Genomic DNA, 22944 nt, shown 5'->3' on the forward strand with positions numbered 1-22944 from the left:
AACGTTTCCATTCCGGATAGTGTGAATGTCATCATGGTTATTCATTAATTATTCTTATAAATAGAATAATTGCTTCATATAACTTCTAAATACGTTCAGCTTCCTTAAGTAAAACTCACTGCTAATGAAAACAATGTGTTAATAAAAAATAAACATATTTTAACATTTGAGCGGTTATCACAGCCTGGTATTAATTAATCACCCTTAATATTTAACTCTTTGTTTATAAAGCGTTTAATCAAAATGATGTTTTACATTAAATATGTGATCAAGCTCGCTATTTCACGACGTGATATTAACGTTCGTGAACAAAATACTATTCGCTTTTAATGCAAGAATATTCGTACGCCAGGAATTGAAATGGAGAATATGGGGTTAAAAAATATGCAAAGTAAAAGCTGTGCTGATGGATTTATGTTAAGTGTTTAGCTGGTTTATGTGATCTGCGTCACATATTCTTCAAATTCGCAGCATAGCTACGTTGTATGTGTAACTTGTGGCGGGTAGAGTTGCGTCGAATTAGGAAAAATCTTAGACAATTGTAAGAATTGATGTGAGCTTGTAAGGAACGCGGCCTTCTGAAAAGGGAATGTTTAGACAACGCGTAAGTGCCGTCACGCTGCTATGTATTTGACCTTTTGCTTTTTTTTTTACCGGGCCTTCCCGGCGACATCACGGGGTGCGGTTTCACCGCATGAAAACAATGTTGGTTATTATGGATGCAAATAATGCATACATCCGAGTTGCTGAAACACATTTATGACATCAATCTGTCATATTTATTGCTTGCACAACGTTTGATCGTTCAGGACAAAGCATCTGCGATGTTTCGCCTTGGTATCAGCGAAGAGATGGCGGACACGTTGGCAACATTAACACTTCCTCAAATGGTCAAACTGGCTGAAACAAACCAACTGGTATGTCATTTCCGCTTCGACGATCACCAGACGGTTACTCGCCTGACGCAAGACTCCCGCGTTGACGATCTTCAGCAAATTCATACCGGTATCATGCTTTCAACGCGGCTGTTAAGCGACATCGATGATGCAGCGCGCAAGAAAAGGGCTTGATGATGAGCGAAAAAAGCATTGTTCAGGAAGCGCGTGATATCCAGCTAGCGATGGAATTAATCACATTGGGCGCCCGTTTGCAAATGCTGGAAAGCGAAACGCAATTAAGCCGTGGCCGACTTATCAAGTTGTACAAAGAATTACGCGGTAGTCCTCCGCCAAAAGGGATGCTGCCTTTTTCCACCGACTGGTTTATGACGTGGGAACAAAACATTCATGCTTCGATGTTTTGCAACGCCTGGCAATTCCTGCTCAAAACCGGTTTGTGCAGCGGCGTGGATGCCGTAATCAAAGCGTATCGTTTATACCTTGAGCAGTGTCCGCAGCCGGAAGAGGGGCCGCTGCTGGCGCTAACTCGCGCATGGACGCTGGTACGTTTTGTCGACAGCGGATTGCTGGAGTTATCCCAATGCAATTGCTGCGGTGGGAATTTTATCACCCACGCACACCAACCCGCAGGTAGCTTTGCCTGCAGTTTATGCCAACCGCCATCACGGGCCGTAAAAAGACGTAAACTTTCCCAGAATGCTGCCGATATTATTCCACAACTGCTGGATGAACAGATCGAACAGGCTGTTTAACTGATACGGTGTGGACAAACACTCCAGCAGCGGTAAGCGATTACCGCTGCTTTTTTTTGTCCTGACCTTAAGTTAACTGCCCGACTGCGCATCCTGTCATAGTCAATTGCGAAAGGATGATGTCGTGCTTATCTTATTAGGTTACCTGGTTGTTATTGGTACAGTTTTCGGCGGTTACATGATGACCGGCGGACACCTTGGGGCACTCTATCAACCGGCTGAGCTGGTGATTATCGGTGGCGCGGGTATTGGGGCATTCATCGTCGGCAATAACGGAAAAGCCATCAAAGGGACGATGAAAGCGATCCCGATGCTTTTTCGTCGTTCAAAATATACCAAAGCGATGTATATGGATCTGCTGGCGCTGCTGTATCGCCTGATGGCCAAGTCACGTCAGCAGGGCATGTTCTCGCTTGAACGCGACATTGAAAACCCTAAAGAGAGTGAAATCTTCGCCAGCTATCCGCGCATTCTTGCGGATGCCGTAATGCTTGATTTCATTGTCGATTATCTGCGTTTGATCATCAGCGGCAACATGAACACGTTTGAAATTGAAGCGCTGATGGACGAAGAAATTGAGACTCACGAAAGTGAGGCCGAAGTCCCGGCTAACAGTCTGGCGATGGTGGGTGATTCATTACCGGCGTTCGGGATCGTGGCGGCGGTCATGGGGGTTGTTCATGCGCTGGCTTCTGCCGATCGTCCGGCGGCTGAACTGGGTTCGCTGATTGCTCATGCGATGGTAGGGACATTCCTCGGTATTTTACTGGCCTATGGATTTATTTCTCCGCTTGCCAGCGTTCTGCGGCAGAAAAGCGCTGAAACCACCAAAATGATGCAGTGTGTGAAGATAACACTGCTCTCCAATCTGAATGGTTACGCGCCGCCAATTGCCGTCGAATTTGGTCGTAAGACTCTGTATTCCAGCGAACGTCCATCGTTTATCGAGCTGGAAGAGCATGTGCGTGCGGTAAGAAATCCAACTGCGCAGCAGACGACCGAGGACGCATGAAAAATCAGGCCCATCCCATTATCGTTGTAAAGCGACGCAAACATAAAGGTCACGGTGGTGGGGCGCATGGTTCGTGGAAAATCGCCTACGCCGATTTTATGACCGCGATGATGGCCTTCTTTCTGGTGATGTGGCTCATTTCCATCTCCAGCCCTAAAGAATTGATCCAGATTGCCGAATATTTCCGTACGCCGTTGGCTACCGCGGTGACTGGGGGAAATCGAATTTCGAATAGCCAAAGTCCAATTCCAGGCGGTGGGGACGACTACACCCAGCAGCAGGGAGAAGTGAACAAGCAGCCGAATATCGACGATCTGAGAAAACGCATGGAACAAAGCCGGTTGAGCAAACTTCGCGGCGATCTCGATCAGTTGATTGAATCTGACCCTAAACTGCGTGCGCTGCGCCCGCACTTGAAAATTGATTTAGTGCAGGAAGGACTACGGATACAGATTATCGACAGTCAGAACCGCCCGATGTTTAAAACCGGTAGCGCTGAGGTTGAGCCGTATATGCGCGACATCCTGCGAGCCATCGCGCCAGTGCTTAACGGCATTCCTAACCGAATCAGCCTTTCCGGCCATACGGATGATTACCCTTACGCCAATGGTGAAAAAGGGTATAGCAACTGGGAGTTATCCGCCGATCGCGCTAACGCGTCGCGTCGCGAACTGGTTAGCGGCGGTCTGGATGATGGAAAAGTATTACGAGTGGTCGGTATGGCCGCCACGATGCGTCTGAGCGATCGCGGTCCCGAAGACGCAATCAACCGCCGTATTAGCCTGCTGGTTCTTAATAAGCAGGCGGAAGAGGCCATTTTGCATGAAAACGCTGAAAGCCAGAATGAGCCGGTAAGTGTCTTACAACAGCCAGCGGAACTTCCGTCGGCAAGCGTTCCCACATCGCCACCAGCCAATCCGAGGTGATAGCGTGAGCATGGATATAAGCGATTTTTATCAAACATTTTTTGATGAAGCTGACGAACTGTTGGCTGATATGGAGCAACACCTGCTTGATTTGGTTCCTGAAGCCCCGGATTCCGAACAGCTGAATGCGATTTTTCGTGCCGCGCACTCGATAAAAGGCGGGGCGGGCACCTTCGGCTTTACCATTTTGCAGGAAACGACCCATCTGATGGAAAACCTGTTGGATGAAGCGCGGCGTGGCGAAATGCAGCTTAATGCCGACATTATCAACCTGTTTTTGGAAACGAAAGATATTATGCAGGAACAGCTCGACGCCTATAAAAACTCAGAAGAGCCGGATGCCGCTAGCTTTGAGTACATTTGTAATGCGTTACGACAGTTAGCGCTCGAAGCGAAAGGTGAAACCGCACCGGCAGTCGTCAACACCGCAAAATTGAGCGTTGTTGACAGCGCTGCAATGCAGGAAGAGGCGGTTGCCATTTCTGAATCCGCCAGTGAGGAGAGCAAGAAACGCATTATTCTCTCGCGCCTGAAAGCCAGTGAAGTCGATTTACTGGAAGAGGAACTGGGGAATCTGGCGACCTTAACCGATGTGGTGAAAGGAAGCGACACGCTGTCGGCAACGCTTGATGGCAATCTCGCAGAAGATGACATCATTGCAGTGCTTTGTTTCGTGATTGAAGCTGACCAGATTGAATTTGAAACCGTCAGCGCAGCGCCCGTAACCGTTGAAACTGAAGCCGAGGCCGAGGCCGAAGCCGAAGCGGTAGCCGTTGTCGCGAAGCCGCAGCCGGCCGCCGTTGCGCCAGTGGTGAAAGCCGCCGCCAGTGAAGCGCCACACGGACGCGCGGAACGTGACAAACCCGCCCGCGCCAGCGAGTCGACCAGCATCCGCGTAGCGGTTGAGAAGGTCGATCAGCTCATTAACCTGGTTGGTGAGTTGGTGATCACCCAGTCAATGTTGGCACAACGCTCAAACGAACTGGATCCTGTTAATCACGGCGATCTCATCACCAGTATGGGTCAGTTACAACGTAACGCCCGCGACTTACAAGAGTCGGTGATGTCGATTCGTATGATGCCAATGGAGTATGTGTTCAGCCGCTTCCCACGTCTGGTGCGCGATCTGGCCGGTAAGCTGGGTAAACAGGTCGAACTGACGCAGGTCGGTAGCTCAACCGAACTCGACAAGAGCCTGATTGAACGCATCATCGATCCGTTGACGCACCTGGTGCGTAACAGCCTTGACCACGGCATTGAACTGCCGGAAAAACGCATGGAAGCGGGGAAAAGCCCAGTCGGTAATCTGACGCTTTCCGCAGAGCACCAGGGCGGGAATATCTGTATTGAAGTTACCGATGATGGCGCTGGTCTGAACCGTGAACGCATCCTCGCCAAAGCGATTTCCCAGGGGATGCCGATCCACGAAAACATGAGCGATGACGAAGTGGGTATGCTGATCTTCGCGCCAGGCTTTTCGACCGCCGAACAGGTGACGGATGTCTCCGGACGCGGCGTGGGTATGGATGTAGTGAAGCGAAATATCCAGGAGATGGGCGGCCATGTTGAGATCCAGTCCAGACAGGGACAAGGGACAACGATTCGAATTCTGCTGCCGCTGACGCTGGCGATCCTCGACGGGATGTCGGTGCGCGTAGCGGATGAAGTCTTTATTCTGCCGCTGAATGCCGTTATGGAATCACTGCAACCGCGTGAAGAAGATCTGCATCCGCTGGCCGGAGGAGAGCGCGTTCTGGAAGTGCGCGGCGAGTATTTACCGCTGGTTGAGTTGTGGAAAGTCTTCGAAGTTGAAGGCGCAAAAACTGAAGCGACTCAAGGGATTGTGGTGATTTTACAGAGTGCAGGGCGTCGCTACGCGCTGCTGGTCGATCAGTTAATTGGCCAACACCAGGTGGTGGTCAAAAACCTGGAAAGTAACTACCGCAAAGTGCCAGGCATTTCTGCAGCAACGATCCTCGGCGACGGCAGCGTCGCGCTGATTGTCGATGTCTCTGCATTGCAGGGATTGAACCGCGAACAACGTGTGGCGATCACAGCCGCCTGATTGAGTGAGAAGGGAATAATATGACCGGTATGAGTAATGTAACTAAACTGGCCGGCGAACCGTCAGGTCAGGAATTCCTCGTGTTTACGCTGGGGGATGAAGAGTACGGTATCGATATCCTGAAAGTGCAGGAAATCCGCGGCTATGATCAGGTGACGCGCATTGCTAACACGCCTGCGTTTATCAAAGGCGTTACGAACCTGCGCGGTGTGATTGTGCCGATTGTTGACCTGCGCGTGAAGTTTAGCCAGAGCGATGTGGATTACAACGAAAACACCGTGGTGATTGTGCTGAACCTGGGTCAGCGCGTAGTCGGGATTGTAGTAGATGGCGTCTCGGATGTGCTGTCGCTGACGACGGATCAAATCCGTCCGGCGCCGGAGTTTGCGGTAACGCTGTCGACGGAATACCTGACGGGACTGGGGGCGTTGGGTGACCGGATGCTGATTCTGGTCAACATTGAGAAGCTGCTGAACAGCGAAGAAATGGCGCTGCTGGATATTGCCGCTTCCCACGTCGCATAATCTTTAAACATGTTATCCGGCCTACAATGCTTGCTGTTGTAGGCCGGATAAGCGTAACGCATCCGGCAGATTTCCCTCTTATGCTTCCCGCTCAACCAGGTCCGGCTCTTCTTCCAGTAAACCTTCATCCTGTGCCAGCATCGCCGTTGCAATCCCGTTTCCTAATACGTTGATCGCAGAACGTCCCATATCCAGGAAGTGGTCAATCCCCATTAGTAACAGGATCCCGGCGACCGGAATATTAAAACTCGGAATGGTTGCCGCCAGCACCACCAGCGCTGAACGCGGCACGCCGGCAATCCCTTTGGACGCCAGCATCAGCGTCAGCATCAGGACGGTGATTTGGGCAAAGGAGAGGTGAATATTATAGGCCTGCGCGATAAACATAGAGGCAAATGAACAGTAGACCATCGAGCCGACCAGGTTAAACGAATAACCGATAGGCAGCACGAAAGACACGATGTTGGGTGAGCAACCAAATTTGGTTAATTGCTCCAGCGTTTTCGGATAAGCGGCTTCAGAGCTGCTGGTGGTGAATGCGACCAGGACCGGATCCTTCAGCATGCTCAACAGGCGAAATACCTCTTTTTTCAGCATCACATAACCCACCGCCAGCAACGCCATGCAGGTCAGCAAAATAGCCACATAGTAGCCGCCGATGAACGATGCATAGTTGAGCAGGATCCCCAGACCCTGGGTAGAGATAACGGAGGAAATGGCGGCAAAAATAGCCAGCGGTGCGACGTACATCACATAGCCAGTCACCTTCAGCATTATGTGGGAGACCACATCCAGCGCTGCAACCAGCGGGGCGTTGAATTTCTCACCAAGCGATGCTCCGCCAATACCGAAGAACATCGAGAACACCACAATTTGCAGGATCTCATTATTCGCCATCGCCTCGGCGATGCTGGTTGGAATGGTATGCGTCAGAAAACCTTTCAGGCTCATGCCGCCCACGGCCAGGCCGGTATCTGCGGCCTCCAGCGGGATCGCCAGGTTCAGTCCGCTGCCGGGTTGCTCAAGAGAAACCACAAACAGACCGACCAGGATAGAGAGTATGGAAGAACTGATAAACCAAATCATTGCTTTCCCGCCCACGCGCCCGATGGTGGATGTTTCTCCCAGGCGCATAATTCCGACGGTCAGGGTACTGAATACTAAAGGCGCGATGACCATTTTAATCAGGCGCAAAAAGATGTCGGTGAGAAGCGTAATATTATCGGCCCAGGCGGTCACAACGCCGGGGGAGGCATAAGAGTGGATCACCGCACCCGACAGGATCCCCGCCAGCATGAAGATCACGATAAACAACGTGAGTTTGTTTGCATTTGCCACTAAAAAGCCCTCAGTAAAGATTTAACATTTATTGATCGGTTACTCATTTTTTATACTTATTAAGTGGTAACGAAGTATTCATCATATAAATTGAATTAAAGCGCCAGCTGATACAACTTTTTTTAATTTTTTATCCATTTTGTTGTGGTATTTACGATGAGTATGTGTGATCTCAATCACACATAATTAAGTGTTTCGGCCATTCTGAGCATGCTGACCGATGAAAATAAATGTTATTCACATGATAATTATGGTGTTTTTATGTGAATGACTTGTGGTTGCCGTACACCCGTTTTGCCGCCCTCCCGCCAGGCTGCACGCCCCTTGAGGATTTCCTTTTCGCAAACGTAAAGTTATCTCAGCGACTGCCGATAACGTTGATAACTCGTTTTCAGGAAGGTGCCTTATGTTTAACCGTATCCGCGTTGTCACAATGCTGATGATGGTGCTGGGGGTTTTCGCACTGCTACAGCTTGTTTCCGGTGGTCTGTTGTTTTCCTCATTGCAGCAGAATCAGCAAAGTTTTGTTATCTCTAACGATCTACGACAGCAGCAAAGTGAACTCACCTCAACATGGGATCTGATGCTGCAAACACGAATCAATTTAAGCCGTTCTTCTGCACGTATGATGATGGATGCGTCAAACCAGCAAAGCAGCGCGAAAAACGATCTGCTGAAGAATGCCAAAGCATCGCTGGCGCAGGCTGAAACGCATTACGCAAAATTTAAAAACATGACACCGTTGCCGGAGATGGTAGAGGCCAGCGGCAACGTTGAGGAGAAATATCAGCAATACCATGCGGCCTTAGCAGAGCTGGTTCAGTTTCTGGAAAATGGCAATATGGACGCCTATTTCGCGCAACCTACCCAGGGAATGCAAAACGCGCTCGGCGAGGCGTTGGGCAAATACGCCAGCGTTAGCGAAAAGCTTTACGTTCAGGCATTTGATCAAAGCGCCCGGGATTACCATTTCGCCCAATGGCAGCTTGGCGTGCTGGCTGTCGTGCTGGTGCTGATTCTGGTAGTGGTGTGGTACGGCATCCGCCATACCCTGCTTAATCCTCTGTCTCGGGTCATTGCCCATATTCGCGAAATCGCCAGCGGTAACCTGACCGCCACCCTGGCCGTTAGTGGCCGTAACGAAATCGGCGAGTTGGCCAGTACCGTTGATCATATGCAGCGTTCGCTGACGGAAACCGTCACCCTGGTGCGTGAAGGCTCTGATGCGATTTATTCCGGTACCAGCGAAATTGCCAGCGGGAACACTGACCTTTCATCTCGTACGGAACAGCAGGCGTCTGCGCTGGAAGAAACCGCAGCCAGCATGGAACAGTTGACCGCAACCGTTAAGCAAAATGCGGACAACGCGCGTCAGGCCTCGCAACTGGCGAAAAGCGCCTCCGACACTGCACAACATGGCGGCAAAGTGGTTGATAGCGTGGTGAATACCATGCACGAAATCGCCGATAGCTCGAAGAAAATCGCCGATATCATCAGCGTCATCGATGGCATTGCCTTTCAGACCAATATTCTCGCACTGAACGCAGCGGTTGAAGCCGCACGCGCCGGTGAGCAAGGCCGTGGCTTTGCCGTGGTTGCGGGCGAAGTGCGTAATCTGGCAAGCCGCAGTGCGCAGGCGGCGAAAGAGATTAAAGCGTTAATTGAAGATTCTGTTTCCCGAGTGGATACCGGTTCAGTACTGGTAGAAAGCGCAGGTGAAACAATGAACGACATCGTCAATGCGGTGACGCGGGTGACCGACATTATGGGTGAGATTGCCTCGGCCTCCGATGAGCAAAGCCGGGGGATTGATCAGGTTGCGCTCGCGGTCTCCGAAATGGATCGCGTTACGCAGCAGAACGCCTCGTTGGTCCAGGAATCGGCTGCCGCTGCCGCTGCACTGGAAGAACAGGCCAGCCGTCTGACGCAGTCGGTGTCGACCTTCCGTCTGGCGTCACGTCCGGCGTCGACAAAACCACGCGATACTCGATTACCTGCAGCGTCGAGCGCGTCCTATCCGCGCCAGAGCATTGAACAAGATACGAATTGGGAAACATTTTGACTGGTAGTTAAACCGCGGCCAGTGCCGCCCGATGGGAGCGTTGATGTTTAATCGTATTCGAATTTCGACCACGCTGTTTTTGATTTTAATCCTCTGCGGTGTTTTGCAGATTGGCAGTAATGGCTTGTCCTTCTGGGCATTTCGGGACGGTTTTCAGAACCTGAATCAGGTCGAACGGAGTAATCAGCAACGCGCTGCGCTGGCCCAAACCCGCGCTGTGTTATTACAGGCCAGTACGGCCCTTAATAAGGCAGGGACGCTGACCGCCCTGAGCTATCCGCCAGAGGACATCAAAACGCTGATGACCCTCGCGCGCGATAGCCTGGCGCAGTCTGAATTGATGTTTAAACGCTTTATGGCGACGTCGGATCCGACGGAACAAGGCAAGGCGCTGTTTGGCGCAACGGAGAATAGTTTCAGTCAGTGGCACAGCGCGCTCGCGCATCAGGCCACCTGGCTTGAAAACAATCAGTTGTCAGATTTTCTGACCGCGCCGGTGCAGGCGGCTCAAGATGCTTTTGATGCGAATGTGAATGCCTGGCAGAGCAACATCGACAGCGTGTTGCAAACGGCAGGCGAACAGAGCCAGCGAAATTACCATATGTCGGGGGTGATTTTTGCCACCATGGTGGTACTGGCGGCACTGCTCACCAGCGGTGCGTTGTACTGGTCGCGCAAGATGATTGTTCAGCCGCTGGCGATTGTTGGCAGTCATTTCGACAGCATTGCTGCAGGTAATCTGGCCAGGCCAGTAGCGGTTTATGGGCGCAATGAGATCTCGGCTATTTTTGCCAGCCTGAAGAAGATGCAGCAGGCGTTACGTGAAACGGTCAGTGAGGTACGCCAGGGCAGCTCAGCCATGCATAGTGGCATTTCAGAAATCGCGATGGGCAATAACGATTTATCTTCGCGAACTGAACAGCAGGCGGCCGCGTTGGCGCAAACGGCAGCCAGCATGGAACAACTGACCGCCACCGTCGGGCAGAATGCGGATAACGCGCGCCAGGCGTCAGGAATTGCCAAAAGTGCGGCCGACACCGCGCATAAAGGCGGTGAACAGACGACCCGGGTGGCCAGCACCATGCATGAGATTTCCGCCAGCTCGCAGAAAATTGGCGACATCATCGGCGTGATTGACAGCATTGCCTTCCAGACCAATATCCTGGCGCTGAATGCCGCGGTAGAGGCTGCCCGCGCAGGTGAACAGGGGCGCGGTTTTGCCGTTGTCGCGGGTGAAGTGCGCAATCTGGCAAGCCGTAGCGCGCAGGCGGCGAAAGAAATTAAAGGACTCATTGAAGAGTCTGTTACCCGAGTGCATCAGGGCTCGCAGCTGGTTGATATGGCTGCACGCACCATGACGGAAATTGTCAGCTCGGTTACCCGGGTTAACGACATCATGGGCGAGATTGCCTCTGCTTCTGATGAACAGCGCAGAGGCATTGAGCAGGTGGCGCAGGCCGTCAGCCAGATGGATTCAGTGACGCAGCAAAACGCCGGGCTGGTGGAAGAAGCCGCATCCGCCACCGGACAACTCGCCACACAGGCCGATAATCTTTCCGCCTGCGTCGCATTTTTCAAGCTTGAAGAGCAAACCGTAACAAAACAAGAGTTGGCGCAGCCGCAGGTTGTGCCCGTTGTATCCTGAATGTGATTGAGAAGGCGCTATGACATCATCTCTGCCCACCGGGCAAACGTCATTATTGTTACAGATGACACAGCGCCTCGCGCTGTCTGACGCGCATTTTCGTCGGATATGTCAATTAATCTACCAGCGTGCGGGGATCGTACTGGCCGACCATAAGCGGGACATGGTTTATAACCGCCTGGTCCGTCGTTTACGTACCCTGGGACTGGATGACTTTGGTCGCTATCTCAGCATGCTGGAAGCTAACCAGAACAGTGCTGAGTGGCAGGCTTTTATTAACTCCCTGACCACCAACCTGACCGCGTTTTTTCGCGAAGGGCATCATTTTCCGGTGCTGTCAGATCATGCTCGTCGGCGCAACGGTGAATACCGGGTCTGGAGCGCAGCGGCGTCAACCGGTGAAGAGCCGTATAGCATTGCGATTACGCTCGCCGATACCCTGGGTATGGCACCGGGCCGCTGGCGTGTTTTTGCCAGCGACATTGATACCGAAGTGCTGGAAAAGGCCAGAAGCGGCATTTACCGTCTTGATGAGCTGAAGACGCTGTCACCCCAGCAGTTGCAGCGTTATTTCATGCGTGGCACCGGGCCGCATGAAGGTCTGGTACGCGTTCGGCAGGAACTGGCGGGGCATGTTGAATTTTCCAGCGTGAATTTACTGGATAAGCAGTACAACGTGCCTGGACCCTTCGATGCCATATTTTGTCGTAACGTGATGATATATTTCGATAAAACGACACAGCAGGATATTTTGCACCGTTTTGTTCCACTTCTTAAACCAGATGGGCTGCTGTTTGCAGGTCATTCAGAAAACTTTAGCAACCTCGTGCGCGAGTTTAGCCTGCGTGGACAGACCGTGTATGCGCATGCGCCAGGTAAGGATAAAGCATGAGTAAAATCAGGGTGTTGTCGGTTGATGATTCTGCATTGATGCGTCAAATCATGACCGAAATTATTAACAGCCACAGTGATATGGAAATGGTAGCAACGGCGCCTGATCCGTTGGTCGCGCGGGATTTAATCAAAAAATACAATCCTGACGTCCTGACGCTGGATGTGGAAATGCCGCGCATGGATGGCCTCGACTTTCTTGAAAAGTTGATGCGTCTGCGTCCGATGCCGGTGGTTATGGTCTCTTCACTCACGGGTAAAGGTTCAGAGGTCACGCTGCGGGCGCTGGAGCTGGGGGCGATTGATTTTGTCACCAAACCACAGTTGGGGATCCGTGAAGGGATGTTGGCCTACAGCGAAATGATCGCTGAGAAGATCCGCACCGCGTCGCGGGCAAAACTGGCGGCCCATAAGCCTATGGCGGCACCGGCGACCTTGAAAGCGGGGCCGTTACTCAGTTCGGAAAAACTGCTGGTGATTGGCGCGTCAACCGGAGGAACAGAGGCAATTCGCCATGTACTCCAGCCATTGCCGCTTTCAAGTCCCGGTATTCTTATTACCCAGCATATGCCGCCAGGGTTTACCCGTTCATTCGCCGAACGTCTGAACAAACTGTGTCAGATAACCGTGAAAGAGGCAGAAGACGGGGAGCGTGTGCTTCCGGGGCATGCGTATATCGCCCCAGGTGACAAGCATATGGAACTGGCGCGCAGCGGGGCGAACTACCAGATCAAAATTCATGATGGTCCGCCGGTTAACCGGCATCGGCCATCAGTGGATGTGCTGTTCCATTCGGTGGCAAAACACGCGGGGCGTAATGCCGTGGGAGTGATCCTGACAGGTATGGGCAACGATGGTGCCGCCGGAATGTTAGCGATGAACCAGGCGGGTGCCTGGACCATTGCGCAAAACGAAGCAAGTTGTGTGGTGTTCGGCATGCCGCGCGAGGCCATCAATATGGGTGGCGTAAGCGAAGTGGTCGATCTTAGCCAGGTAAGCCAGCAAATGCTGGCGAAAATCAGTGCCGGACAGGCAATACGTATTTGAATCAGGAGTTTATTTTTTATGGCGGATAAAGAGCTTAAGTTTTTGGTTGTGGATGACTTTTCCACCATGCGTCGCATTGTACGTAACCTGCTCAAAGAGCTGGGTTTCAACAATGTTGAAGAAGCTGAAGACGGTGTGGACGCGCTGAATAAGCTGCAGGCTGGGGGATTTGGTTTTGTCATTTCCGACTGGAACATGCCGAACATGGATGGCCTCGAGCTGCTGAAAACCATTCGTGCAGATGGCGCAATGTCCGCCTTACCGGTGCTGATGGTGACGGCGGAAGCGAAGAAAGAGAACATCATTGCGGCAGCACAGGCAGGTGCCAGTGGCTATGTCGTGAAACCGTTCACGGCGGCAACGCTGGAAGAGAAACTCAATAAGATCTTTGAGAAACTGGGCATGTGAGGGTGTGACAATGATGATGCAACCACAAATTAAACCTGCTGACGAACACTCTGCAGGGGACATCATCGCGCGCATCGGCAGTTTGACCCGAATGCTGCGCGACAGCCTGCGTGAACTGGGGCTGGATCAGGCTATTGCCGAAGCGGCGGAAGCGATTCCCGATGCCCGCGATCGTCTCGATTACGTTGTGCAGATGACCGCACAGGCGGCAGAGCGCGCGCTGAACAGCGTGGAGGCTTCGCAGCCGCATCAGGACGCGATGGAAAAAGGGGCCAAAGACCTGACCAAACGCTGGGATGAATGGTTCGAAAATCCGATCGAGCTGTCCGACGCCCGTGAACTGGTCACCGATACCCGACAGTTCCTTGGTGATGTGCCAGGACATACCAGTTTTACTAACGCTCAACTGCTGGACATCATGATGGCGCAGGATTTCCAGGACCTCACCGGTCAGGTCATCAAACGCATGATGGATGTTATCCAGGAGATTGAACGTCAGTTGCTGATGGTTCTGTTGGAAAACATCCCGGAGCAGGGTGCTCGTCCAAAACGTGAAAACGAAAGCTTGCTTAACGGCCCGCAGGTTGATACCTCAAAAGCCGGCGTGGTGGCAAGTCAGGATCAGGTTGACGACCTGCTGGACAGCCTCGGTTTCTGATGAGTATTTGCCGGATGTGGGGCGTGACCTCTCATCCGGCTTACGCGCAATTCTGCTTAAAGCCATAAATCCCGTCTTTTTTACCGCTTACTCTTCCCATTGCTGGATGGACGTTCTGGCATCATTCTCGCCTATATCTCTATCCAGGGTCTGATGCGTGGCAGAAGAAAGCGACGACGACAAAACAGAAGCCCCCACACCCCACCGACTTGAAAAAGCACGGGAAGAAGGGCAGATCCCCCGATCCAAAGAGCTGACCTCGCTGCTTATTTTGCTGGTGGGTGTGTGCATTATCTGGATTGGCGGGGAGTCGCTCGCCCGCAGGCTGGCCGGCATGCTGTCTGCCGGATTACGTTTTGACCACAGTATGGTCAACGACCCTAATCTGATCCTCAGTCAAATCATCCTGCTGATTAAAGACGCGATGATTGCGCTGTTACCGTTGATTACCGGCGTTGTTCTGGTGGCATTAATCTCCCCGGTGATGCTCGGCGGCTTGATCTTCAGCGGTAAATCTCTGCAGCCCAAGTTCTCTAAGCTGAATCCGCTGCCGGGCATTAAACGCATGTTCTCCGCGCAAACCGGGGCAGAACTACTTAAAGCGATACTGAAGTCCACGCTGGTAGGCAGCGTGGCTGGGTTTTATCTCTGGCATAACTGGCCAGCGATGATGCGACTGATGGCGGAATCTCCGATTACGGCGATGGGCAACGCCCTGGATTTAGTGGGTATGTGCGCGCTGTTGGTGGTGCTGGGCGTCATTCCGATGGTGGGGTTCGACGTCTTTTTCCAGATTTACAGCCATCTGAAAAAGTTGCGTATGTCGCGTCAGGATATCCGGGACGAATTTAAGCAAAGCGAAGGTGACCCGCACGTTAAGGGAAAAATACGTCAAATGCAGCGTGCGGCCGCACAGCGTCGCATGATGGCGGATGTGCCGAAAGCGGACGTTATTGTTACTAACCCCACGCACTATTCGGTGGCGTTGAAGTATGACGAGAACAAAATGAGCGCGCCGAAAGTTGTCGCCAAAGGCGCGGGGCTGGTGGCGCTGCGCATTCGTGAGATTGGCGCCGAGCATCGTGTCCCTACGTTAGAAGCGCCGCCGTTGGCGCGTGCGTTATATCGCCATGCTGAGATTGGTCAGCAAATACCGGGTCAATTATATGCCGCCGTTGCCGAAGTACTGGCATGGGTATGGCAGCTAAAACGCTGGCGTCTCGCCGGCGGCAAGCGTCCACCACAACCTGAAAACCTTCCGGTGCCTGAAGCACTGGATTTTTTGAACGAGAAGACTACTGATGGCTAATCTGGTCGCGATGCTGCGTCTGCCCAGCAACCTGAAATCCACGCAATGGCAAATCCTTGCCGGACCGATCCTCATCCTGCTGATCTTGTCGATGATGGTGCTGCCGCTGCCGGCTTTCGTCCTCGATTTGCTGTTCACATTTAACATCGCGCTGTCGATCATGGTGCTGCTGGTGGCGATGTTCACCCAGCGTACGCTGGAGTTTGCCGCATTCCCGACGATTTTGCTGTTTACCACATTATTACGCCTCGCCCTGAACGTCGCGTCGACGCGTATCATTTTAATGGAAGGTCATACCGGCGCGGCGGCGGCGGGGAAGGTGGTTGAAGCCTTTGGTCACTTCCTGGTGGGGGGTAACTTTGCGATCGGCATCGTGGTCTTCGTTATTCTCGTCATCATTAACTTTATGGTAATCACCAAAGGTGCAGGGCGAATCGCTGAGGTTGGCGCGCGTTTTGTGCTGGATGGTATGCCCGGCAAGCAGATGGCGATTGATGCGGATTTGAATGCCGGTCTGATTGGCGAGGATGAAGCCAAAAAACGGCGCTCGGAAGTGACCCAGGAAGCGGATTTCTACGGCTCTATGGACGGTGCGAGTAAATTCGTACGTGGAGATGCCATCGCCGGTATTCTGATCATGGTTATCAACGTGGTCGGCGGCCTGTTAGTTGGGGTGTTGCAGCATGGTATGAGCATGGGCAGCGCTGCGGAAAGTTATACCCTGCTGACCATCGGTGACGGGCTTGTGGCACAAATTCCTGCTCTGGTTATCTCCACCGCGGCGGGGGTTATCGTGACCCGCGTGAGTACCGACCAGGACGTAGGCGAACAGATGGTGACCCAACTGTTCAGTAATCCCAGCGTTATGCTGCTCAGCGCGGCGGTGCTTGGGCTTTTGGGTCTGGTTCCGGGCATGCCGAACCTGGTGTTTCTGATGTTTACCGCTGCGTTACTGGGTCTGGCCTGGTGGATGCGCGGTCGTGAGCAAAAAGCGCCAGATGAACCGCAGCCGGTGAAAATGCCGGAAAACAACTCCGTGGTGGAAGCAACGTGGAATGACGTACAGCTGGAAGACTCCCTGGGAATGGAGGTCGGTTATCGCCTGATCCCGATGGTAGACTTTCAGCAGGATGGCGAGTTGCTGGGGCGAATTCGCAGTATTCGTAAGAAATTTGCCCAGGATATGGGCTTCCTGCCGCCGGTGGTACATATCCGTGACAATATGGATCTGCAGCCGGCCCGCTATCGAATTTTGATGAAAGGGGTGGAAATTGGCAGTGGTGACGCCTATCCGGGACGCTGGCTGGCCATTAACCCGGGTACCGCCGCCGGGTCGCTGCCGGGTGAGATAACGGTCGATCCGGCTTTCGGACTGGACGCTATCTGGATTGAAAGTGCATTGAAGGAACAGGCGCAGATTCAGGGCTTTACGGTAGTTGAAGCGAGTACCGTTGTCGCGACGCATCTTAACCACCTGATTGGGCAGTTCGCCGCTGAGCTATTTGGCCGTCAGGAGGCACAGCAGTTACTGGACCGTGTCTCGCAGGAGATGCCAAAGCTGACGGAAGATTTGGTGCCGGGCGTTGTGACGCTCACCACGCTGCATAAAGTGTTGCAGAACTTACTGGATGAGAAAGTACCGATTCGCGATATGCGCACCATTCTTGAAACGCTGGCAGAACATGCGCCGCTGCAAAATGATCCGCATGAGCTTACCGCGGTCGTCCGTGTAGCCTTAGGACGCGCTATCACTCAGCAGTGGTTCCCAGGTAATGAAGAGGTTCAGGTTATCGGCCTTGATACCCCGCTCGAGCGTTTGCTGCTGCAAGCGCTGCAGGGCGGCGGCGGCCTGGAGCCAGGGCTGGCAGACCGATTGCTGGCCCAGACTCAGGAAGCGCTGTCCCGGCAGGAAATGTTGGGCGCGCCGCCAGTCTTGCTGGTTAACCACGCGTTGCGTCCGTTACTGGCACGCTTTTTACGTCGCAGCATACCGCAGTTGGTGGTGTTATCGAACATGGAGCTTTCCGATAACCGCCATATCCGCATGACGGCGACTATTGGAGGTAAATAATGCGTAAGTTACTGTTGCTGTTGTTGTTTCCTCTGGCGGTACAGGCTGCCGGGGAAGGGGCGTGGCAGGCAAGTGGGATGGGGATCACCTTAAACCACCGCGGTCAGTCAGCCTCGTCCGCACCTCTGGTACCCAGCCAGCCGGTCTCGGGGTTGATGACGCTGGTGGCCTGGCGCTATGAACTTAATGGCCCAACGCCCGCGGGTTTACGGGTGCGTTTATGTTCTCAGTCCCGCTGTGTCGAGCTGGATGGGCAGAGTGGAACCACCAACGGATTCAATAATGTTCCCGCCATCGAACCGATGCATTTTGTCTGGGAAGTCCCCGGTGGTGGTCGTCTGATCCCTGCCTTACAGGTTCAGAGCAATCAGGTGATCGTGAACTATCGTTAACACCTTCCTTCAGTCATGCCAGCAGTAGAAACTGCTGGCTGCTTCGCACTTTTAGCCTGCCTCTTTGATTAAATAGAAACGCTGTTTTATAAAATAGGTGACATACGTTGCCGGACTCTTTGTGCTGTTGCCAGTTTGCGAACCCCCCTGGCAGAAATAGAAAGGTTTCACTTCCTGTTAGCTTTTACTGTGACCCGGTAAGGATGCCCAATGTCAAAGCGAGGATTGCGGGGCCTCCTAATAATGTGCAGGGGTAACGGCAATGAAGACACGTAAAATCGGACTGGTTAACTATTTTGCCTACGGTTCGGGAGATTTTTTAGGCGCAGGCACCACGGCGTTAACTGCGGCGTGGTTACTCTATTTCTACACCACGTTCTGTGGTCTGACGCCTATCGAAGCGACCTTTATTTTTGCCACAGCCAGGGTGCTGGATGCCGTCGTTAGCCCATTAATGGGTTTTTTGACCGATAACTTTGGCTCAACCTGGCTTGGCAAACGCTTTGGGCGGCGTAAGTTTTTTATTCTGTTGGGGATCCCCTGTGTCTTTAGCTACTCGCTGATGTGGGTCGGCGACATGGGATTCTGGTATTACCTGCTCACCTATCTGATTTTTGACGTGGTCTACACCATGATTCTGGTGCCTTACGAAACGCTGGTACCCGAAATGACCGATGACTTTAAACAGAAAACCAAATTCTCCGGCGCGCGTATTTCGATGGCGCAAATGTCAGCCATTCTGGCCTCATTCTTACCCGGCGTTCTGCTGACGCTATTTGGCAAAGATAACCCGGTGTCTTTCTTCTACGCCAGTCTGGTGTTCTCTGTGCTGTGCGCGCTGATGCTGACGTTCGTCTGGTTTTTTACCTGGGAGCGACCGCGAGAAGAGTGGACTGAAGCCGCCCTGCGAGCCGAAGAAGAGAAGAAAAGCCTGACCTTTGGCCAGAGTATGAACCGCTTGTTTGTTGAACTGAGTTCAACTCTACGCATCCGTATATTTCGCCAGCATTTAGGAATGTATCTTGGCGGCTATATTGCTCAGGACGTCTTTAACGCCGTCTTTACTTACTATGTGGTGTTTGTGCTGATGCAGGAAGCATCAATGGCATCTAACCTGCTGGGTACGATGGCTATCTTCCAGTTCATTGCTGTTATCGCCATGATCCCATTGTGCATTCGTTTCGGACCTGCGCCGTCTTATCGCATGGTGGTCGTCCTGTTTGGCCTCAGTTCACTCTCCTATGCGGGGCTGTATTACGCCGGACTCAGCGATGTTTATTCTCTGCTACTGCTGGTATCTGCCGTGGCGGGTCTGGGGCGTGGGGGGATCAATTACGTTCCCTGGAATACCTACACCTATATTGCGGACGTTGACGAAGTGATTACCGGTCAGCGTCGGGAAGGGATCTTCGCCGGGATTATGACGTTAACGCGCAAAGCGTCGCAGGCGGGCGCGGTGATGCTGGTGGGGATCGTCATGCAGTTGTCCGGTTTTGTCTCCGGCCAGAGCGCACAGCCCGCGGCGGTTAGCCATACCATCCTGTTAATTCTGAGCTGCGGAACGTTAATTGTTCTGGCGCTGGGTTTCCTGGTTTCCCTGCGCTTCAAACTGAACCTGCAAACGCACAGCACCCTGCGTGAAGAGACCGCAAAAATGCGTGAGTCCGGGCGGCCTGTGCTGGAAGGACTTTCCGCTGAGGGACGCGCCACCGTAGAGATGCTGTCCGGCATGCCATATGAATCACTTTGGGGTAACAACAATATTGGTTACCTGAATCGTAATAAACCAGCGGCACCCAAACTGGAAAAGGGCGCCGCATTGAATTCGACATTGACAGAGGTTAAGTAAATGATTGTTTACCCGGTTAAACATAGCCCATTGTTGCGCCAACCAGAACATTTTATTGCCAGGGATGAATTAAAAGCGTTGATCAAAAAGGTGACGCATAACCTGGTCAATATTCATGACGAAACCGGTGAGTTCTTGCTCCGTCTGGACGACGGTCGCGTGATTGATACCAAAGGCTGGGCTGGATGGGAATGGACGCACGGCGTCGGATTGTATGGTATGTATCAGTATTATCAGCAAACCGGCGATGAAACGATGCGCGATATCATCGACAGCTGGTTTGCCGATCGCTTTGCCGAAGGCGCAACCACCAAAAACGTTAACACCATGGCGCCGTTTTTAACGCTGGCGTATCGCTATGAAGAGACGCGTAATCCAGCGTACCTTCCGTGGCTCGACAGTTGGGCGGAGTGGGCAATGCATGAGATGCCGCGTACAGAATATGGCGGTATGCAGCACATTACGCTGGCGGAAGAGAATCATCAGCAGATGTGGGATGACACATTGATGATGACGGTTTTACCGCTGGCGAAAATTGGCAAGTTGCTTAATCGTCCCGACTATATTGAAGAAGCAACCTATCAGTTCCTGCTGCACGTGCAAAACCTGATGGATAAAGAAACGGGGCTGTGGTTCCACGGCTGGAGCTATGAAGGACAACATAACTTCGCCAACGCTCGCTGGGCGCGCGGCAACAGCTGGTTAACTATCGTCATTCCGGATTTCCTCGAATTGCTTGATTTGCCACAGAATAATGCAGTGCATCGCTATCTGGTACAGGTTCTGAATGCGCAAATCGCCGCGCTGGCGAAGTGCCAGGATGAAAGCGGATTGTGGCATACCTTGCTGGACGACCCACAGTCGTATCTGGAAGCGTCGGCAACCGCCGGCTTCGCCTATGGGATCCTCAAAGCGGTTCGTAAACGCTATGTCGGGCAAAACTATGCGTCGGTAGCCGAAAAAGCCATCAGAGGTATTGTGCAACATATTTCAGCCGAAGGTGAACTGCTGCACACCTCGTTTGGAACCGGAATGGGTCACAATCTCGATTTTTACCGCAACATCCCACGGACCTCCATGCCTTACGGACAAGCGATGGCGATGCTGTGCCTTACCGAATACTTGCGTAAGTATTTTTGATATCGGCGTCCGATGGCGCAGCTGCTATCGGACCTGATTGTTCCGGTATCTCTGTTTGCGCGGCGTTGTCCTGCGGCGCAAACAGATGATCCATGATTTGACGCATAACCGGCGCGGCGGTGACGCCATCGCTGCCGCCGTTTTCGAGAATTAACGCTACGGCGACTTTCGGGTTTTTATACGGCGCAAATGCGGTATAGAACACATGGTCGCGCAGGCGCACGGGGATCATTTTCGCATCGTAGGTTTGATTTTCTTTCAGGCTAAAGACCTGGGATGTGCCACTTTTCGCCGCAATGCCGTAAGGTGCGGTGTGAAAGAACTTATAGCCCGTGCCGTTTGGTTCATTCGCCATGCCGAACATCGCCTGACGCACCAGTCCCCAATAAGGTGACGAGGCAGACGCGATTTGCGACGGTGCTTCGGAAGCCTGATACGGCGTAATAGTTTTTCCGCTCTCTTCATCAAGTAGCAGGTGCGGAGCGATAACTTTGCCATTGTTAATCAGCGCGACCATGGCTTTTACCATCTGAATAGGCGTGGCAATCCAGTAGCCCTGACCGATGCCAACCGAAATGGTATCTCCCTGATACCAGGATTTTTTATGCACTTTCTGCTTCCATTCGCGACTTGGGAGCAGGCCGTTATACTCCTCATCAAGATCGATACCAGTCGGTTTGCCATAGCCAAACTGGCTGAGCATGCTGTTAATCCGGTCGATCCCCATCATAAACGCCACCTGATAAAAGAACGTGTCCGCAGACTCTTCAATCGCTTTGGTGACATCCAGCATACCGTGGCCCGTTTTTTTCCAGTCGCGGTAATGTCGTTCTGTGCCGGGAAGCGTCCAGGTGGGAGCGCCGAAGAAACTGGTCTGCGGCGTGATCACGCCGTCCAGTAAAGCTGACATCGCCATGTACGGTTTGACCGTGGAGGCGGGAGGATACAGCCCCTGGGTGACGCGGTTGATCAATGGCAGGTCTTTATCCTGCAGCAGTTTGTTATAGTCCTGATAGCTGATGCCTTTGACAAACGGGTTCGGGTCATAGCTGGGATTAGAGACCATTGCCAGCACGGAGCCGTCGTGCGGATCCTCAACCAAAACAGCAGCCCGCTGGCCCGCTAACAGGCTCTCAATGTATTGCTGCAAATGTAGGTCCAGCGTCAGATGGATATCTTTTCCGGCAACGGGTGGCACATCCTTGATCAGGCGCACGATGCGTCCGTGGTTATCCACTTCCACCTCCTGATAACCGGTTTTCCCATGCAGCTCATTTTCGTAATAATGCTCGATCCCCTGCTTACCGATGTTGTGATCGGCGGCATAATTCTCTGCCAGGCCTTTCTTATCCAGCGCTTTAAGGTCGCTATCGTTGATTTTTGAAACATAGCCAAGGACATGCGCCAGCGCGGCGCCATAAGGGTACTGGCGGTCTTCATAGCTGTTGATAGTGACGCCGCTGAAATGAAACTGGTTAACCGAGAAACGGGCGATTTCCACATCGGTCAGCGCATTTTTCAGCACGACAGGGCGATAGCGACTGCTGGCTTTCAGCTCATGGCGAAACTGGTCAATGTCATCAGGAGTGAGGTCAACGATGGGCGTGAGCTGCCTGATCAGCGCGTTCATATCGCTGATTTTGTACGGCGTAACGGAAATATCGTACCAGGTCACGTTGCGCACCAGCGGAATGCCGTTGCGATCGTAAATCATGCCACGCGTTGGGGCGACGGGCAGCATTTTGATGTCGTTTGCATTCGACCGGGTGGTGTAATACTGGTGCTGACAAATTTGTAAGTTGTAGAGATTGTAAATCAGGATGCCAAAACAGATGACTACAAGGCCGAAGGCCACCAATACACGCCGTTGGAAGAGTTTTTCTTCCGCCTCAAAATCTCTGAATGTCATTGACCCGTACCCGATTAATTTGCCGCCTAATGATACGGAGGCTTAAA

At 52.5% G+C, this 22944-nt stretch carries 19 protein-coding genes; 17 read left to right on the top strand and 2 right to left on the bottom strand.

Features of this window, described 5'->3' with window-relative positions:
• The first annotated feature begins 728 nt into the window (after positions 1–728).
• From flhD to cheW, 6 genes are all read left to right on the top strand, one after another.
• Entirely contained in the window at positions 729–1070 is a 342-nt protein-coding gene (flhD, locus tag OGW16_RS15705) for a flagellar transcriptional regulator FlhD (RefSeq protein ID WP_003034622.1), read from the top strand.
• Positions 1067–1651 carry a flagellar transcriptional regulator FlhC gene (flhC, locus tag OGW16_RS15710; protein WP_008785071.1) on the top strand — a complete coding sequence of 195 codons (585 nt, stop codon included), beginning with the start codon at positions 1067–1069 and terminating at the stop codon, positions 1649–1651. Before flhD ends, flhC begins: the two co-directional genes overlap by 4 nt.
• A gap of 124 nt (positions 1652–1775) precedes the next feature.
• Entirely contained in the window at positions 1776–2663 is an 888-nt protein-coding gene (motA, locus tag OGW16_RS15715) for a flagellar motor stator protein MotA (RefSeq protein WP_016153442.1), read from the top strand.
• Positions 2660–3589, top strand: coding sequence for a flagellar motor protein MotB (gene motB / locus OGW16_RS15720; protein ID WP_181231309.1), 930 nt, complete (start codon positions 2660–2662; stop codon positions 3587–3589). The genes motA and motB overlap by 4 nt, the downstream gene beginning before the upstream one ends.
• A 4-nt stretch (positions 3590–3593) precedes the next feature.
• Positions 3594–5654: a chemotaxis protein CheA gene (cheA, locus tag OGW16_RS15725; RefSeq protein ID WP_286518613.1), complete on the top strand. Its 2061-nt coding sequence runs from the start codon at positions 3594–3596 to the stop codon at positions 5652–5654.
• Positions 5655–5674: 20 nt separating this feature from the next.
• Positions 5675–6178 (top strand): chemotaxis protein CheW, encoded by a 504-nt coding sequence (cheW, locus tag OGW16_RS15730; RefSeq protein ID WP_003034638.1) that lies wholly within the window; start codon positions 5675–5677, stop codon positions 6176–6178.
• Between the two features lie 78 nt (positions 6179–6256).
• On the opposite strand, the gene OGW16_RS15735 is transcribed toward cheW, so the two are convergent.
• The gene (locus OGW16_RS15735; protein WP_043016747.1) at positions 6257–7516 is read right to left on the bottom strand and encodes a dicarboxylate/amino acid:cation symporter; all 1260 of its coding nucleotides are present in this window, start codon (positions 7514–7516) and stop codon (positions 6257–6259) included.
• Positions 7517–7922: 406 nt separating this feature from the next.
• On the opposite strand from OGW16_RS15735, the gene tar reads away from it, so the two are divergent.
• The 11 genes from tar (at position 7923) to bglB (ending at position 20988) form a co-directional block, all read left to right on the top strand.
• Entirely contained in the window at positions 7923–9578 is a 1656-nt protein-coding gene (tar, locus tag OGW16_RS15740) for a methyl-accepting chemotaxis protein II (RefSeq protein ID WP_043016746.1), read from the top strand.
• Positions 9579–9621: 43 nt separating this feature from the next.
• Complete coding sequence (tap, locus tag OGW16_RS15745; protein WP_043016745.1) at positions 9622–11223, top strand: methyl-accepting chemotaxis protein IV; 1602 nt, start codon at positions 9622–9624, stop codon at positions 11221–11223.
• 19 nt (positions 11224–11242) lie between these two features.
• On the top strand, positions 11243–12115 hold the full coding sequence (gene cheR, locus OGW16_RS15750) for a protein-glutamate O-methyltransferase CheR (RefSeq protein WP_043016744.1): 873 nt from the start codon (positions 11243–11245) through the stop codon (positions 12113–12115).
• Positions 12112–13161 (top strand): protein-glutamate methylesterase/protein-glutamine glutaminase, encoded by a 1050-nt coding sequence (locus OGW16_RS15755; protein WP_043016743.1) that lies wholly within the window; start codon positions 12112–12114, stop codon positions 13159–13161. Before cheR ends, OGW16_RS15755 begins: the two co-directional genes overlap by 4 nt.
• Before the next feature lie 18 nt (positions 13162–13179).
• On the top strand, positions 13180–13569 hold the full coding sequence (gene cheY / locus OGW16_RS15760; RefSeq protein ID WP_043016742.1) for a chemotaxis response regulator CheY: 390 nt from the start codon (positions 13180–13182) through the stop codon (positions 13567–13569).
• Between the two features lie 13 nt (positions 13570–13582).
• Positions 13583–14227, top strand: a complete 645-nt coding sequence (gene cheZ, locus OGW16_RS15765) for a protein phosphatase CheZ (protein WP_029139578.1) — start codon at positions 13583–13585, stop codon at positions 14225–14227.
• A gap of 157 nt (positions 14228–14384) precedes the next feature.
• Complete coding sequence (flhB, locus tag OGW16_RS15770) at positions 14385–15536, top strand: flagellar biosynthesis protein FlhB (RefSeq protein ID WP_043016741.1); 1152 nt, start codon at positions 14385–14387, stop codon at positions 15534–15536.
• Complete coding sequence (flhA, locus tag OGW16_RS15775) at positions 15529–17607, top strand: flagellar biosynthesis protein FlhA (protein ID WP_286518614.1); 2079 nt, start codon at positions 15529–15531, stop codon at positions 17605–17607. The genes flhB and flhA overlap by 8 nt, the downstream gene beginning before the upstream one ends.
• The gene (gene flhE / locus OGW16_RS15780; protein WP_043016740.1) at positions 17607–17999 is read left to right on the top strand and encodes a flagellar protein FlhE; all 393 of its coding nucleotides are present in this window, start codon (positions 17607–17609) and stop codon (positions 17997–17999) included. Before flhA ends, flhE begins: the two co-directional genes overlap by 1 nt.
• Positions 18000–18261: 262 nt before the next feature.
• Complete coding sequence (locus OGW16_RS15785) at positions 18262–19848, top strand: MFS transporter (protein ID WP_080625006.1); 1587 nt, start codon at positions 18262–18264, stop codon at positions 19846–19848.
• Positions 19849–20988, top strand: coding sequence for a beta-galactosidase BglB (gene bglB / locus OGW16_RS15790; protein ID WP_043016738.1), 1140 nt, complete (start codon positions 19849–19851; stop codon positions 20986–20988). It abuts the gene before it with no gap.
• Here the strand turns inward: bglB and mrdA2 are convergent.
• Positions 20960–22897 (bottom strand): peptidoglycan DD-transpeptidase MrdA2, encoded by a 1938-nt coding sequence (mrdA2, locus tag OGW16_RS15795; protein ID WP_087052606.1) that lies wholly within the window; start codon positions 22895–22897, stop codon positions 20960–20962. The two genes, bglB and mrdA2, sit on opposite strands and share 29 nt — an antisense overlap.
• Between the last annotated feature and the right edge of the window lie 47 nt (positions 22898–22944).

It is taken from the genome of Citrobacter sp. Ce104 (assembly GCF_030334595.1).
Classification (GTDB): Bacteria; Pseudomonadota; Gammaproteobacteria; order Enterobacterales; family Enterobacteriaceae; genus Citrobacter; species Citrobacter europaeus.